Raw genomic sequence first — 15589 nt, forward strand, 5'->3', positions numbered from 1 at the left:
GAAATCACGCCGATGATACACTCCCGCCGGTCGCCGCGACCCGTTTGATGGCAGCTGGCGCTAAATCGCCAATGAACGGAGAACATATGGAAACCCACGACCTGCGCAAAGTCGGGCTCAAGGTGACCCATCCGCGGATGCGGATCCTGGAGTTGCTCGAGCAGAAGAGCAACCAGCACCATCTCAGCGCAGAAGACATCTACCGGCAGCTGCTCGACCATGGCGACGAAATCGGTCTGGCCACGGTGTACCGGGTGCTGACCCAGTTCGAGGCCGCCGGTCTGGTGCTGAAGCACAATTTCGAAGGCGGCCAGGCGGTCTATGAGCTGGATCGCGGCGGCCATCACGACCATATGGTGGACGTGGATACCGGCCACGTGATCGAGTTCGAGAGCGAAGAGATCGAGGCCTTGCAGCGGCAGATCGCCGCCCAGCATGGCTATGAGCTGGAAGAGCACTCGCTGGTGCTGTACGTGCGCAAGAAGCGTCCGCGCTGACGGCAAGCCGGTGGTAGTGCGGCAACGACAAGGCGGCTTCGGCCGCCTTGTGCGTTTGCCGCCATCGGCTGCCTGGTCACCCCCGATGGCGGCCGAGACAGCGCCCGGCGGCTCAGGCGCTCTGCAGCAGCTTGCGTGCCGCCGCGCGGGCTTCCTTGCTGACTTCCACCCCGCCCAGCATGCGCGCCAGTTCTTCCTGGCGCGCCTGCGGGCCGAGCAGTTCGACCGCGCTCTGGGTCATGCCGTCCACCGGCGCCTTGCTGACCCGATAGTGCGCGTGGCCCTTGGCGGCCACCTGCGGCAAGTGGGTCACGCACAGCACCTGGCGCTCTTCGCCCAGGGCGCGCAGTTTTTGCCCGACGATGTCGGCCACCGCGCCGCCGATGCCGGAATCCACTTCGTCGAAGACCATGGTCGGCACGCTGTCCAGCCCGAGCGCGGCGACCTCGATCGCCAGCGAAATCCGTGACAGCTCGCCGCCGGAGGCGACCTTGCGCAATGCGCGCGGTGGCTGCCCGGCGTTGGCGGCGACCAGGAATTCCACCCGCTCGGCGCCGTTGGGGTCAGGGCGCAGGGTGTCCTGCGGCTGCAGCTGGATCAGGAACTGCCCGCCGCCCATGCCCAGCTCGCCGATCAGCGTGGTGGTGGCGGCCGACAAGGCCTCGGCAGCGGTGGTGCGGCTGGCGCTGAGGCTGCTGGCCGCGCTGCGCCAGACGCCGATCGCCGCCTCGATATGCTTGTCCAACTGCTGCAGGCGCTCGTCGGCGCCGCGCAGGCTCTCCACTTCCAGGCTCATGCGGTCGCGCTGGGCGGCCAGTTCGTCCGGGGTGACGCGGTGCTTGCGGGCCAGATCGTGCAGGCGGCCGAGCCGGCGCTCCATCGCCTCGAACTGGGCCGGGTCGGCCTCCAGGTCGTCGCGCACGCGGTCGAGCAGGGCCAGCGCCTCCTCGATCTGGATGACCGCGCTGTCCAGCAGTGCATCGACCTCGCCCAGGCGCGACTCGTGCTCGGCCACGCGCGCCAGGTCATGGCGGCTGTCCTGCAGCAGGCCCAGCGCGCAGGCGCCGTCGTCGCCATTGAGCTGCAGGGCCACGCTGTCGCAGGCGCCGATCAATGCGGTGGCGTGCGCCTGGCGGCGATGATTGACGTCCAGCGCGGCGATCGCGGCCGGGTCCAGGTCCTCGCGTTCCAGTTCGCTGAGCTGGTGTTCCAGAAAGCCGATGCGGTCGGAGACATCGCCCTGCGCGGACAGCGCATCGCGTTCGTCCAGCAGGGCTTGCCAGCGCTGGCTGGCCTGGCGCACCTGCTCGCGCTGCGCGCCGTTGCGGGCGTAGGCGTCGAGCAGGGCGAGCTGGCTGTGGCGGGCCATCAGGGCCTGGTGTTCGTGCTGGCCGTGAATCTCCACCAGCCGCGAGGCCAGCTCCGCCAGTTGCGAAGAGGTCACCGGGCGGCCGTTGATCCAGGCACGCGAGCCGCCATCGGCACGGATGATCCGGCGCAGCTGGCATTGCGCGTCGTCGTCGAGTTCGTTGTCCGACAGCCAGGTCAGGCCCGGGTGCTGGGCCGGTAGCTGGAATTCGGCCGACAGTTCGGCGCGGTCGGCACCGTGGCGGACCACGCCGCTGTCGGCGCGCAGCCCGGACAGGAAGCCCAGCGCGTCCACCATCAGCGACTTGCCGGCGCCGGTTTCGCCGGAAACCACGGTCATGCCTGGCCCGAATTCCAGTTCGGTGGCGCGGACGACGGCGAAATCCTTGATGGAGAGGTGTCTGAGCATGGGATCGAGTGTGAACGCTTTGGGGAAGCTTAGGGTGGGAGCGGCGGGCAGGGAATAAGACGCTTGCCAACCGCAGGGCCAGACATTATCTATGCCCAGTCTCACCGGATGATCCCATGCGCGCGTCCCAGTCCCCAACGCTTGATCCCCGCGCACGCCAACTGCTGCGGACGCTGATTGCCCGCTATATCCGCGATGGCGAGCCGGTCGGCTCCAAGACGCTGGCCCAGCACGCCGGGCTGGACGTCAGCCCAGCCACCATCCGCAACATCCTGGCCGATCTGGAGGATGTGGGGCTGCTCAGCTCTCCGCATACCTCGGCCGGGCGGGTGCCCACCGCGCACGGTTACCGGGTGTTCGTTGACAGCCTGGTGCAGATGCAGCCGCCCGGCGAGGAAGAAGTGCGCCGCCTGCGCGCGGAGCTTGCCAGCGGCAACGGCACCCAGTCGCTGCTGGGCAGCGCCTCGCAGATGCTGTCGGCGATGAGCCATTTCGTCGGCGTGGTCAGTGCGCCGCGGCGCGAGCAGTTTGCGTTCCGGCATATCGACTTTGTGGCGCTGGACGCGCGCCGGGTGCTGGCGATCCTGGTGTTTGCCGACAACGAGGTGCAGAACCGGGTGATCGAGCCGCGCCGGGCCTACGAACCGGCCGAGCTGGAGCGGGTGGCCAATTACCTCAATGCGCAATTTGCCGGCCGCGCGCTGTCGGACATCCGTGCTTCGCTGCTGCGCGAGCTGCGCATGGCAAAGAACGAGATGGAGCAGCTGCTGGCCCACAGCGTGGATCTGGCCAGTGAGGCGCTGGTGCCGGCCGACGCCGACGACATGGTGATGGCCGGGCAGACCCGCCTGATGGGCGTGCAGGACCTGTCGGACCTGGACCGGTTGCGCGAGCTGTTCGAGGCCTTCGCCAGCAAGCGCGAGATCCTGCAGCTGCTCGAACGCACCATCCAGGCGCCGGGCGTGCGCATCTTCATCGGCGAAGAGACCGGCATGCTGTCGCTGGACGATGTCTCGCTGGTCACCGCGCCGTATGCCGCCAATGGCCAGGTGCTGGGCGTGCTGGGCGTGATCGGGCCCAAACGCATGGCCTACGACCGGGTGATTCCGCTGGTGCAGACCGCCGCCCAGGTGCTGGGCGCGGCCATGGAGCCGCCCGGCACGCGATAAGCGGCAGCGATCGATACGATCGTTTTGCTTGAAACGCGCGCGCGCGCCCACATACGGGGTGACGTTGGGGCGGGCGTTCCGCTTGCCCGGGAACTGCACATGAACCAAGACCACCCCGAATTCGACTCCGAAGACCTGTCCCAGAACCCACCCGAGACCGATCCGCTCAAGGCCGAGATCGAGTCGCTGCGCAGCGAGATCGCGCTGGTCAAGGCCGATGCCCTGCGCGAGCGGGCCGATCTGGAAAACCAGCGCAAGCGCATCGCCCGCGATGTCGAGAACGCACGCAAGTTCGCCAACGAGAAGCTGCTGGGCGAGCTGCTGCCGGTGTTTGACAGCCTGGATGCCGGGCTGACTGCGGCCGGCACCGAGCCCAGCCCGCTGCGCGATGGCCTGGACATGACCTACAAGCAGTTGCTCAAGGTTGCGGCCGACAACGGCCTGACCCTGCTCGACCCGGTCGGCCAGCCGTTCAACCCGGACCAGCACCAGGCGATCAGCCAGGGCGAGGCCGAGGGCATCGCCCCGGGCCACGTGGTGCAGGTGTTCCAGAAAGGCTATCTGCTCAACGAGCGTCTGCTGCGCCCGGCCCTGGTGGTCGTGGCCAAGCACGACTGAACCGCAGCGCCCGGCTGAACTGCCGGGCGCATGCGCGAAACGCAGATTCGTGCAGGTGGCTTGAACACCTGCGCACCACCCCCACATCTCAGCCAGACCCGGCGTCGCCGGACACAGCTACAGAATCATCAGGAGCGTATCCATGGGCAAGATCATTGGTATTGACCTCGGCACCACGAACTCGTGCGTGTCGATCATGGACGGCGGCAAGGCCCGCGTCATCGAAAATTCCGAGGGCGACCGCACCACGCCTTCGATCGTCGCCTACACCAAGGACGGCGAAGTGCTGGTCGGTGCCTCGGCCAAGCGCCAGGCGGTGACCAACCCGAAGAACACCTTCTACGCGGTGAAGCGCCTGATTGGCCGCAAGTTCACCGACGCCGAAGTGCAGAAGGACATCTCGCACGTGCCGTACGGCATTCTTGCCCACGACAACGGCGATGCCTGGGTGCAGACCAGCGATGGCAAGCGCATGGCGCCGCAGGAAATCTCTGCGCGCGTGCTGGAAAAGATGAAGAAGACCGCCGAGGACTTCCTGGGCGAGAAGGTCACCGAGGCCGTGATCACGGTGCCGGCCTACTTCAACGACAGCCAGCGTCAGGCCACCAAGGACGCCGGCCGCATCGCCGGTCTGGACGTCAAGCGCATCATCAACGAGCCGACCGCGGCCGCCCTGGCCTATGGCCTGGACAAGAACGGCGGCGACCGCAAGATCGCCGTGTACGACCTGGGCGGCGGTACCTTCGACGTGTCGATCATCGAAATCGCTGAAGTCGATGGCGAGAAGCAGTTCGAAGTGCTGGCCACCAACGGCGACACCTTCCTGGGCGGCGAAGACTTCGACAACCGTGTCATCGAGTACCTGGTCGACGAATTCAACAAGGATCAGGGCATCGACCTGCGCAAGGATCCGTTGGCACTGCAGCGCCTGAAGGACGCCGCAGAGCGCGCCAAGATCGAGCTGTCGACCAGCCAGCAGACCGAAGTGAACCTGCCGTACGTCACCGCCGATGCCTCGGGCCCGAAGCACCTCAATATCAAGCTGACCCGTGCCAAGCTCGAAGCGCTGGTGGAAGACCTGGTCAAGAAGTCGATCGAGCCGTGCCGCACCGCGTTGAACGATGCCGGCCTGCGCGCCAGCGACATCAACGAAGTGATCCTGGTCGGCGGTCAGACCCGCATGCCGAAGGTGCAGCAGGCGGTTGCCGATTTCTTCGGCAAGGAACCGCGCAAGGACGTCAACCCGGACGAAGCCGTGGCCGTGGGCGCTGCGATCCAGGGCGGCGTGCTGGCCGGCGACGTCAAGGACGTGCTGCTGCTGGACGTGACCCCGCTGTCGCTGGGTATCGAAACCATGGGCGGCGTGTTCACCAAGATCATCGAAAAGAACACCACCATCCCGACCAAGGCCTCGCAGACCTTCTCCACTGCCGAGGACAACCAGTCGGCCGTGACCGTGCACGTGCTGCAGGGTGAGCGCGAGCAGGCCCGCTTCAACAAGTCGCTGGCCAAGTTCGACCTGTCCGGCATCGAGCCGGCGCCGCGCGGCATGCCGCAGGTGGAAGTGTCCTTCGACATCGACGCCAACGGCATCCTGCACGTGTCGGCCAAGGACAAGAAGACCAACAAGGAACAGAAGGTCGAGATCAAGGCCGGTTCGGGTCTGTCGGACGAAGAGATCCAGCGCATGGTCGCCGACGCGGAAGCCAACCGCGAGGAAGACAAGAAGTTCCAGGAACTGGTGCAGGCCCGTAACCAGGCCGATGGCCTGATCCACGCCACCCGCACCGCGATCACCGAGCATGGCAGCAAGGTCGGTGGCGATGTGATCGGCAAGGTGGAAGCGGCGCTGTCGGATCTGGAAACCGCCATGAAGAGCGACGACAAGGCGCAGATCGAGGCCCGCAGCAAGACCCTGGAAGAAGCCGGCCAGTCGCTGTACGCCGCCGCCGCCGCGGCAGAGCAGGGCGGCAACGCCGATGCGGCCAGCGGCAACGCGCAGGCCTCCAAGGCCGCCGACGACGTGGTGGACGCCGAGTTCACCGAGGTCAAGGACGACAAGAAGTAAGCCGTGATTTGGGAGTCGGGAGTGGGGATTGGCAGCCGCTAAAGGTGCCGATCCCCATCCCGATATCCTTTACGCGTCGCGTCGCCAAGGCGGACCAGCGCATGCTGTCCGCTTTTGCGTTTCAACGAATCTCAAATCACGAATCCCCAATACCGGCTTATGAGCAAACGCGATTACTACGAAGTGCTGGGCGTTGCCCGTGGCGCCAGCGACGAGGAGCTGAAGAAGGCGTATCGGCGCTGTGCGATGAAGCACCACCCGGACCGCAATCCAGGCGACGCTGCTGCCGAGGCGATGTTCAAGGAGTGCAAGGAAGCCTATGAAGTGTTGTCGGATGGCAACAAGCGCCGTGCCTACGATGCGCATGGCCACGCTGCGTTCGAGCACGGCATGGGCGGTGGTGGTGGGCCGGGTGGCCCGGACATGGGAGATATCTTTGGCGATATCTTCGGCAATATTTTCGGCGGTGGCGCCGCCGGTCCGCGCGCTGCGCGACGTGGCGCCGACGTCGGTTACGTGTTGGAACTGGATCTGGAAGAAGCCGTCGCTGGCATCGAGCGCCGCATCGAGATCCCGACCCTGATCGAGTGCGAGCCCTGCCACGGCAGCGGTTCGGAAGACGGCAAGGTGGAAGTGTGCGGGACCTGCCACGGACGCGGCCAGGTACGCATCCAGCGCGGCATCTTCGCCATGCAGCAGAGCTGCCCGCATTGCGACGGGCGCGGCACGCTGATCCAGAATCCGTGCAAGACCTGCCACGGCGCCGGTCGCGTGGAAGAAGACAAGGTGCTGTCGATCAAGGTGCCTGCCGGTGTGGATACCGGCGACCGCATCCGTCTGGCAGGCGAGGGCGAGGCCGGTCCGGCTGGCACGCCGCCGGGCGATCTGTATGTGGAGGTGCGCGTGCGCGAGCATGCGATCTTCCAGCGCGACGGCGACGACCTGCATTGCGAAGTGCCGATCCGCATCTCGCAGGCGGCGCTCGGCGACACCGTGCGTGTGGCGACCCTGGGCGGCGAGGCGGAAATCCGCATTCCGGCCGAAACCCAGACCGGCAAGCTGTTCCGGTTGCGCGGCAAGGGCGTGCGCTCGGTGCGTAGCCGTACCGAAGGCGACCTGTATTGCCGCGTGGTGGTCGAAACGCCGGTGAATCTGACCGCCGACCAGCGCGCGTTGCTGCAGCAGTTCGAGGCCACGTTCACCGGTGAGGATGCCCGCAAGCATTCGCCCAAGTCGGCCACGTTCATCGATGGCGTCAAGGGCTTCTGGGATCGGATGACGTCCTGAGGCCGGGGGTCGGGAATCGGGATTGGGGAATCGTAAGGGCGGTGTGGCCCGGCCTGCCGGGGTAGTGCGCCAGTGTGGCGATTCGGGATTCGTGGGAGCGGATGCCCGCTTCCGAATGCCCGGAGAGTTGCACGGCTGAGCGAAGTTCTCCCTACGAATGCCGGCCCCAGGGGCCGGCATTTGCGTTTGTGCGGCGGGAGCCCGTAAAGGTAAGAGCGATAGCGACTGCTGCCGGCGCACAGACCGGCCTGGTGGCGGCGCGTGCAGCGGCGAGCGGACGGTGGGCGCATCGATCGACGCCGGGCGCGCGGTGGCGCTGGCGTAAAATGCGGCGATGAACAATGCCCCCGACAGTCACCTCGTCCACGGTCGCCGCCAGCGCCCGGATGGTCCTTCGCCGATCGATGTGATCTCGGTGCAATCGCAACTGGTCTACGGCCATGCCGGCAACAGCGCGGCGGTGCCGCCGTTGCGTGCGCTGGGCCTGCGGGTGGCGGAAGTGCCAACCACGCTGCTGAGCAACGCGCCGTTCTACGCCACCTTGCGCGGCCGTATCCTGCCGGCCGACTGGTTGGCCGACCTGTTGCTGGGTGCCACCGAGCGCGGCCTGCCGCAGCGTGCGCGCATGCTGGTCTCCGGCTACTTCGGCAGCCTGGCCAATGGCGAGGCATTCGCCGACTGGCTCGAGCAGACCCTGCCGCTGGCGCCGCAGCTGCGGTATTGCCTGGACCCGGTGATCGGCGACACGCACACCGGCCCGTATGTCGAGCCTGGACTGGAGCGCGTCTTCGCCGAGCGGCTGTTGCCGCATGCCTGGCTGGTGACGCCGAATGCGTTCGAGCTCGGGCGCCTGACCGGTTTGCCGAGTCTGCAGCAGGACGATGCCATCGTCGCCGCGCGCGCATTGCTGGCGCGCGGCCCGCAATGGGTGCTTGCGCACAGCGTGGCCGGTGCGGCCGGTGAGCTGGTGACCCTGGCGGTCAGCGACACGGCGGTGTATCGATGGGCCACGCCGCATCTGCCGGTGGATGTGGCCGGCACCGGCGATGTGCTGATGGCCTTGCTGATTGGTTTGCTGCTGCGCGAGGTGCCGTTCGAGCTGGCGGTGGGGCATGCGCTCAGCGGCGTGCACAGCGCGCTGGAAGCGACCCTGGCTGCAGGCTTCGAAGAGTTCGATGTGCTGGCCGCCGCGCCGGCCGCACTCGCGGCCGTACCGCGCTTTGCCGTCGAGCGATTGGCGTGATGGCGCAGCCGGTGGTCGGCATCGTCGGCATCGCCGGCGCCTACGGACGCTGGCTGGCGCAGTTCCTGCGCACGCGCATGCGGCTGGAGGTGATCGGCTTCGATCCGGCCGTTGATGGCGACATCGACGAAGCCACATTGGCGCAGCGTGCGGACGTGCTGATTTTTTCTGCACCGATCCGCCACACCGCCGGCTTGATCGAGCGCTATGTGGATCTTGCCGGCCCGCGTGCCGCGTCGCAGTTGTGGATGGATGTCACCTCGATCAAGCAGGCACCGGTCGCCGCGATGCTGGCCTCGCCGGCCGAGGTCGTCGGCCTGCATCCGATGACCGCACCGCCCAAATCGCCCACCTTGAAAGGTCGGGTGATGGTGGTCTGCCAGGCACGCGTGCAGCACTGGTCCACGTGGGTACAGGCGCTGTGTACCGCGTTGCAGGCCGAGTGCGTGTACGCCACGCCCGAGCACCACGACCGCGTGATGGCGCTGGTGCAGGCAATGGTGCACGCCACCCATCTGGCGCAGGCCGGCACCTTGCGCGACTACGCGCCACTGCTCGGCGAGCTGCGCGCGCTGATGCCGTATCGCTCGGCCTCGTTCGAGCTGGATACCGCGGTGATCGCACGCATCCTCTCGCTCAATCCGGCGATCTACGAAGACATCCAGTTCGGCAACCCCTATGTCGGCGAGATGCTCGATCGGCTGTTGCTGCAACTGCAGGAGCTGCGCGCCCTGGTCGCGCAGGGCGACGATGCGGCGCGCGCGCAGTTTCGCGCCCGGTTCCTGGACGACAACGCGCAGGCGCTGCAGGGCGAATCGCTCGCGGCCGGCAACTACACCTATGAGCGCGTGGGCTACCTGCTGGCTGACCTCACCGAACCGCTGACCTTGAGCGTGTATCTGCCGCAAGACCAGCCCGGCTCGTTGCGTGCCTTGCTGCATGTGTTCGAGCAGCATGGGGTGAACCTGTCGTCGATCCATTCCTCGCGCACGCCGGTGGGCGAGCTGCATTTCCGCATCGGGTTCGAGCCGGGTAGCGATCGCGCGGCGCTGGCGCAGGCGGCCAGCGAAATCGACCGCAGCGGCATCGGACGGGTGCTGGAGCGTTCCGACCGCAACGGGTAGCAACAGTGCAGGGCGGCCGTGGGCTTGCCCACTGTCGATGGCCGCAGCAGGGTGCAGATGTCAGGCGCCGATCATGTGCTGGCCGAGCGATACCGCATGCGATGCATCGAGGGCGAGGGTGATTGTCGCTCGGCGCAATGCCAAATAACGCGCACCGGTTTCATCCACATAGGGTGTGGATGAAACCTGCACAAGCATGTGGATAACTGTGCGCAGCCTTTGCGCTGCAACGGCTACGGACGGGTTGGTCAAAAAATGACCAGTGCTATTTCAGGGCGTCGACAGGCGCAGCTCGCCACCATCGGTGATGAAGCGCTGGCCCTGCCGTTGCAGGCGGCGGCCATCGGGCAGTTCGTAGCGTGGCGCCGTATGCGCTTGCATGCGGCCTTGCTGCCCGTTGCGGGATTCGAGCTCGTCGCGGAATTCGATGATGACGTAGGACTCGCCATCTGCACCGATTGCGGGAAATTGCCGGAAAGACATACGCACCTCCGAAGGATTTCAGGGTCGCAGTGCGAGCCGCCAGGGACCGCACGCCCGGCGCCGGGCCGGTGCAGGCGAGCATGCGCAGGCAGGTGTTACCCGGGCGTCATTGCGCACTGCGGCACCGTTTGGCGAGCCGGCCAGAAGCCTGCTCAACGGCTCAGCTGCAACGCGTCCCGGTCGGCCGTTGCCGCTGCCAGCTCGGCACGCGCCGAGGCAATGCGCGCCTGCGCATCGATCAGGCGCACGCGGGCATCGTTGGCGGTTTCTTCGCGCTGATTGACCAGGAAGAAATCGCCCGACCCCAGTTCGAAGCGTCGGCGCTCGGCCACGGCCAGGCGGTCGGCCAGGCTGCGTTCTTCGTCGGCGATCTTGGCCAGCCGCTCGGCAGCGGTGAGCGAAATGACGATCGACTCGACCTCCACCGTGATCTGGTCGCGCAGGTAGCGGCTGCGCTGATCCAGCGCCTCGATCTCGGCGCGTGCTTCGGCGACCTTGCCCTTGGCGGTGCGGTTTTCCAGCGGCACGCTGAAGCGGAAGCCGATGATCGCATCGGTCGGCGAGCGGTTCGGGCCACCCACACCCGGCGCCCCCAGGTCCTTGCTGACCTCGAAGCTGACATCCAGGCGTGGTTTGAGATCGTTCTGCGCCAGCATCAGCCGCGCGGTGGCCTGGTCGATCCGGGTCAGCACCGCACGGTAATCGGGGCGCTCCACCGGCGCGGTGATCCTGCTGGCACCGGCCAGACCTTCCAGCGCCGATGTATCGGCCGGCAGGCGCTCGGTGGAGACGATCAACGGCATGCCGGCATCGTCGCGCAGGTACAGCGACAAGGCATTGGCGGCGTTGGCGAAGTCCTGCTCCGAGCGCACCACCAGGGCACGCCGGCGGACCAGGTTCTGGTCGTTCTCGGTCAGCAGGATGGTGGGCCGCGCGCCCAGCGTCACCTGCCGGGAAATCGCATTGCGGCGCTGCTCGGCCAGCTGCAGCAGGTCGTTGTACGCGCGCAGCTTCAGGCCGGCCGCGACCCAGCTCTGGTAGGCATCCACCGCGCGGCGTTGCACACCGATGGCGACCATTTGCGCTTCGTACTGGGCGACATCGATATCGCCACCGGCAACGCTGCGGCGGGTGCGGCGTTCGTCGACCACGCGGTCGCGCAGCAACGCATACAGCGCGCCGACTTTCACTTCGCCGCCGCGGTCGGTGTAGGACTTGTCTTCGTAGACCGGGAACGCGCCGCGCGAGGAGCGGTAACCGCCGTAGTAGTAGCCGCCGTTGTCATCGAAGGGACGCTTGACGGTGCTTTCGATCGTGCTGCCGTCGTAGTAGCCGGCCTCGCGCGAACGGCCGTCGAGATCAAACACGGTATCGAACGCACCATCGGCCGAGATGCCCTTGCCTTCGGCCTGGCGGACCTTGGCCAGCGCTTCGACGATCTGCGGGGAAGAGCGTGCAGAGGAGCGCAGCACTTCGTCCAGCATCAGCGGGGTGGTCTGGGCGGCGACCATGCCCGGTACGAGCGCGATCAGCAAGGCGACAAGACGGCGGATCATTTCTTGCCGGTCTCGTCGTCTTCGGCCTTGGGCGCCGCCTTGGCCTTGCCCTCATCCTGCGTCGTCGTCGCTGCCGGACGGCGGCCAAACTCCAGCGGGAAATTGTTGAGCTGGCGCCACAGTTCGTAGCCCACCTTCACCGTTTCGCCCTGCACCCAGCCGCGCACCTTGCCGCCCTGGCGGGCGAATTCCTGCGCCGGCCAGGCCGGCTTGCCCGGCTGCGGTTCGACCAGGATGCGGAACAGGCCGTCGGGCGCGGCATTGGGGTCGATGGCGCGCACGCGGCCATCGAACATGCCGTGCGCCACCGACGGCCAGCCGCTGAACTGGATCGCCGGCCAGCCTTCGAACTCCAGCCGCACCGGGCGGCCGGGGCGGATCAGCGGCACGTCGCGGCCGTCGATATATAGCTCGACCGCGCGCTCCACCCGCTCCGGCGCGATCACCGCCAGCACCGTGCCGGGCGAGACCATCGCACTACCGCTGGCGGCGTTGAGCTGCTGCACGCGGCCATCGCGCGGTGCGCGCACCAACTGCGCCGACTGGCGGTTCAACTGGATGTCGATGCGGGTCAGCTTGGCGCGCGATTCGGCCAGCTTGGCATCGGCCTCAGCGACCTTGATCTGGGTCAGCTCGAAGTCGCGGCGGCCGGCCAGCCCCTCGGCGAGCAATTGCCTGCTGCGTGCCACATCGATGCTGGCAACCGCGCGCGATTGCTGGATCGCGGTGATTTCCGCCTGCACCTGGGCCCGCTCGCTGGCCAGGCGGGCGAGCAGATCCGGGTCCAGGTCGCCGACACGCGCGATCGGATCGCCGCGCGAGACATGCTGGCCGTCGTGCACATACCAGCGCTCGACCCGGCCGGGCACGAAGGCGGTGACCTGCTGCTGGCGGTCGCCCGGATCCAGCGCCACCACCTGGCCCTTGCCGCTGGCGGTCTGCACCCACGGCGCCAGCGCCAGGATCGCGCTGGCAATGACAATGCCGATCAGCAGCATCCAGGCCAGCGCCTTGGCAATGCTCGGTGGGCGCATCGCCGCCAGGGTGGGGAAGTGCGCGTTGCGATCAGTAGCGTGCTGCATCGTTTGCCTCCTGCGTGGAGGCGACCAGTTCGGTGCGGGTGGCAAAGCGCTGCTGTCGCTCGGGCTGCAGGTGGAACCAGCCATCCAGGGTGATGTCTTCCGGCCGCCCGGTGCACAGCAGCACCGTGGTGCCGGCCGCCTTCAGGCGTCGCAGCACGCCGGCCAGGCGGTCGGCGGGAATCAGGTCGTACAGCTGCGACAGCATCAGCACGCGCGGGCGCACCAGCAGCGCATTGGCCAGCTTCAAGGCCATCACTTCACCGATCCACAGCGGGTAGCCGGAGGCGGCCAGCCGCGTGTCCAGGCCCTGCGGCAGCGCGGCGATACGGGTGCGCAAGCCCACCGCATCGATCGCCTCCAGCATCGCTTCGGAGTTCACATCGGCCGACGCCAGCGCCAGATATTCGCGGATGGTGACCTCGACAATGGTCGGCCGGTCGAGCACCGTCACTTCCGAGCGCAGCAGATACATGTCGAAGGTGGCCAGGTCCGCACCGCCCACCATGACCAGCCCGCGATCGGGGACCACGTGGCGCTTGAGGATCATCGCCAGCAGCCGCTCCGCGCCGCCATCGGCGATCGTCACCAACTGCTCGCCGGCAGCCAGCGAAAAATCGAAACGCGCGCCGTCGATCACCACCCCGTCCAGGCGCACCGCGCTGTTGCCGGGCGTCTTGCCGGGTGCCACGACCGCGCGTTCCTGCGGGATGGCGAACAGCAGCGACAGTTCCTCGGAGCTGGCCACCAGGTCGTAGAACGCGTCCAGGTACGCACCGAGTTGCGAGATGCCGTAAAAGACCGCGCTGAGGATCAGCTCGGCTGCCACCAGCTGGCCGATCGACAGCTCGCCCCGCAGGATCAGGTTGCCGCCCAGCGCCAGCAGCGCCGCGCTGGCGATCGCGTAGACCAGCAGGAACGCCACCGTCTGGGTGAAGCTGTAACGGAAGTGGCGCCGATGCCGGTCGACATAGGCGGCGGTGACGGACTCGGAGCGGTCCATCGCGAAGTTGAGGTGGCGGCTGGATTTATAGAAGCCGTTGGAGCCGCCGACACTTTCCAGCCAGCGCGCGGCCTCGTGCTTGGCATGGCTCAGGTCGACCGCGGTGCGGATCGACCCGCGCGACCAGATCATCCAGATGCCGAAGATGACCAGCAGCAGCAAGGCATTGAAGCCCAGGAAGAACGGGTGGTAGAAGCTGGTGAGTATCAGCCCGACCGCCGATTGCAGCACGATGGTGAAGGCGCCGATGGCCAGGCTCGGCACCGCTTTCTGCACCACCACCAGATCGAAGTAGCGGTTGAACATGTCGCCGCGGTTCTGGTCGGCGAAGAACGGATTCTGCGCATGCACCGCGCGCACGGTGATTTCCGACACCACGCGTGCGAACAGCCGGCGCTCGAACAGCGCCATGATCCACACCCGCATCGCGCTCAGGCCGGCGACCAGCAGCAACAGGCCCAGCAACAGGCTCGACAGGGTCCACAGCGGCGCCGCCAGCGCGGTATTGGCCACGCTGTTGATCAGCAACTGCACCGAGATCGGCGTGGCCAGCGACAGCAGGCTGATCGCGACTCCGTACACCATGGCCAGGCGCACATAGGGCATGTCCGGCCCGACGATTTCCGCCAGCCAGGCTCCCGCTTCCCGCCATCCGATCTGCTTGCCCGCCATTCGATTTCCGTTGATGAGTTCAATGAAGCATTGACGAGTTGCAGCTGGCGAACAAGGCCGCAGCACTTATTCGAGGCATAGGATTTTCCTATGCGGCCACCGCACGCAGAAGATCGGCGATCAGGCCGAAGGCCGGCGCGCGTCCTGCGCCCTGCCGCCACAACAGCCCTATCTCCCTATAGTAGCGTCCGCCTTTGATCGGCCGGACCACGACATCGTCGCCCTCGCGGATTTCCTGGCGCACATACAGTTCTGGCAGCAGTGCAAGACCCATGCCCATCCCGGCCATCTGGCGGATCGCATCCAGGCTGGTGCCTTCGTAATCGCGCAGCACATTGGCACCGACGTCCATGGCGATCGCCGCCACCTGTTCGGCCAGGCGGTACTCTGGCATCAAGGTGAGCAGGTTGGCGCCGCGCAGATCGGCCGGCGTGATGCAGGTCTTGGCCCGCAAGGGATGATCGGCGGCCATGGTCACGTGCAGCGGTTCGCGGAACAGCCGCTCGCTGTGCAGGCCGCGCCCGGCCACCGGCAATTGCGCCAGGATCAGGTCGTGCACGCCGCTGGTCAGGCCGCTGGCGAGCGCGGTCGGCAGGCCTTCGCGCACGTGTACGCGTAGTGCCGGATGTTCGCGGTGCAGGCGCGCCACCAGGCTCGGCATCAGGTAGGCGCCCAGCGTGGGCGATACGCCGAGCCGGATGGTGCCGATCAAGGTGTCGGCCGAGGTGGCGCGCACCTCTTCCAGATCGGCGACGTCCAGCAGGATGCTGCGCGCGCGCTCGAGCAGGTCGCGCCCCAACGGCGTCAGGATGGCCGGCACGCCACGTTCGAACAGCGCGGCGCCGACGATGGTTTCCAGCGCACGGATCTGCTGCGACAGCGAGGGTTGCGACACGCCCATCTGCTCGGCGGCGCGGGTGAAGCTGCCGGTGTCGGCGAGCGCGACGAAATAACTGAGTTGGCGAATGGTGGTTCGGGGGCGGGGCATGCGTGACGTCGTCAGGTGGGGGCGC

At 67.1% G+C, this 15589-nt stretch carries 14 protein-coding genes; 7 read left to right on the forward strand and 7 right to left on the reverse strand.

Features of this window, described 5'->3' with window-relative positions:
• Positions 1-86 precede the first annotated feature (86 nt).
• Positions 87-497: a ferric iron uptake transcriptional regulator gene (fur, locus tag DYQ94_RS02135; RefSeq protein WP_016901564.1), complete on the forward strand. Its 411-nt coding sequence runs from the start codon at positions 87-89 to the stop codon at positions 495-497.
• 112 nt (positions 498-609) lie between these two features.
• Here the strand turns inward: fur and recN are convergent, their stop codons facing one another.
• Positions 610-2274 carry a DNA repair protein RecN gene (gene recN / locus DYQ94_RS02140; protein WP_126965560.1) on the reverse strand — a complete coding sequence of 555 codons (1665 nt, stop codon included), beginning with the start codon at positions 2272-2274 and terminating at the stop codon, positions 610-612.
• Between the two features lie 116 nt (positions 2275-2390).
• On the opposite strand from recN, the gene hrcA reads away from it, so the two are divergent.
• From hrcA to DYQ94_RS02170, 6 genes are all read left to right on the forward strand, one after another.
• Positions 2391-3443, forward strand: a complete 1053-nt coding sequence (gene hrcA, locus DYQ94_RS02145; RefSeq protein ID WP_024939315.1) for a heat-inducible transcriptional repressor HrcA — start codon at positions 2391-2393, stop codon at positions 3441-3443.
• 99 nt (positions 3444-3542) lie between these two features.
• On the forward strand, positions 3543-4061 hold the full coding sequence (gene grpE, locus DYQ94_RS02150) for a nucleotide exchange factor GrpE (RefSeq protein WP_010366360.1): 519 nt from the start codon (positions 3543-3545) through the stop codon (positions 4059-4061).
• Positions 4062-4203: 142 nt separating this feature from the next.
• A complete protein-coding gene (dnaK, locus tag DYQ94_RS02155; protein ID WP_016901561.1) occupies positions 4204-6129 on the forward strand; it encodes a molecular chaperone DnaK in 1926 nt (641 codons plus the stop codon).
• Positions 6130-6288: 159 nt separating this feature from the next.
• Positions 6289-7416: a molecular chaperone DnaJ gene (gene dnaJ, locus DYQ94_RS02160; protein ID WP_024939317.1), complete on the forward strand. Its 1128-nt coding sequence runs from the start codon at positions 6289-6291 to the stop codon at positions 7414-7416.
• A 334-nt stretch (positions 7417-7750) separates the two neighbouring features.
• A complete protein-coding gene (pdxY, locus tag DYQ94_RS02165; protein ID WP_126965561.1) occupies positions 7751-8659 on the forward strand; it encodes a pyridoxal kinase in 909 nt (302 codons plus the stop codon).
• Positions 8656-9783: a prephenate dehydrogenase gene (locus DYQ94_RS02170; RefSeq protein WP_126965562.1), complete on the forward strand. Its 1128-nt coding sequence runs from the start codon at positions 8656-8658 to the stop codon at positions 9781-9783. The genes pdxY and DYQ94_RS02170 overlap by 4 nt, the downstream gene beginning before the upstream one ends.
• Positions 9784-9843: 60 nt before the next feature.
• Here the strand turns inward: DYQ94_RS02170 and DYQ94_RS02175 are convergent, their stop codons facing one another.
• The 6 genes from DYQ94_RS02175 to DYQ94_RS02200 all read right to left on the reverse strand — a co-directional run bounded on the left by DYQ94_RS02175 (position 9844) and on the right by DYQ94_RS02200 (position 15564).
• A complete protein-coding gene (locus DYQ94_RS02175) occupies positions 9844-10035 on the reverse strand; it encodes a hypothetical protein (RefSeq protein ID WP_160954873.1) in 192 nt (63 codons plus the stop codon).
• Positions 10036-10053: 18 nt separating this feature from the next.
• On the reverse strand, positions 10054-10266 hold the full coding sequence (locus DYQ94_RS02180) for a hypothetical protein (protein WP_024939320.1): 213 nt from the start codon (positions 10264-10266) through the stop codon (positions 10054-10056).
• Between the two features lie 152 nt (positions 10267-10418).
• The gene (locus DYQ94_RS02185) at positions 10419-11822 is read right to left on the reverse strand and encodes a TolC family protein (protein WP_104608027.1); all 1404 of its coding nucleotides are present in this window, start codon (positions 11820-11822) and stop codon (positions 10419-10421) included.
• Positions 11819-12904: an HlyD family secretion protein gene (locus DYQ94_RS02190; RefSeq protein WP_024939322.1), complete on the reverse strand. Its 1086-nt coding sequence runs from the start codon at positions 12902-12904 to the stop codon at positions 11819-11821. The genes DYQ94_RS02185 and DYQ94_RS02190 overlap by 4 nt, the downstream gene beginning before the upstream one ends.
• On the reverse strand, positions 12888-14576 hold the full coding sequence (locus tag DYQ94_RS02195) for an ATP-binding cassette domain-containing protein (RefSeq protein WP_104543065.1): 1689 nt from the start codon (positions 14574-14576) through the stop codon (positions 12888-12890). Before DYQ94_RS02195 ends, DYQ94_RS02190 begins: the two co-directional genes overlap by 17 nt.
• Before the next feature lie 88 nt (positions 14577-14664).
• Positions 14665-15564 carry a hydrogen peroxide-inducible genes activator gene (locus tag DYQ94_RS02200; protein WP_126965565.1) on the reverse strand — a complete coding sequence of 300 codons (900 nt, stop codon included), beginning with the start codon at positions 15562-15564 and terminating at the stop codon, positions 14665-14667.
• Positions 15565-15589 lie beyond the last annotated feature (25 nt).

The sequence above is a fragment of the Xanthomonas sp. LMG 8993 genome, from assembly GCF_009835065.2.
In the GTDB taxonomy this organism is placed as follows: Bacteria; Pseudomonadota; Gammaproteobacteria; order Xanthomonadales; family Xanthomonadaceae; genus Xanthomonas; species Xanthomonas arboricola.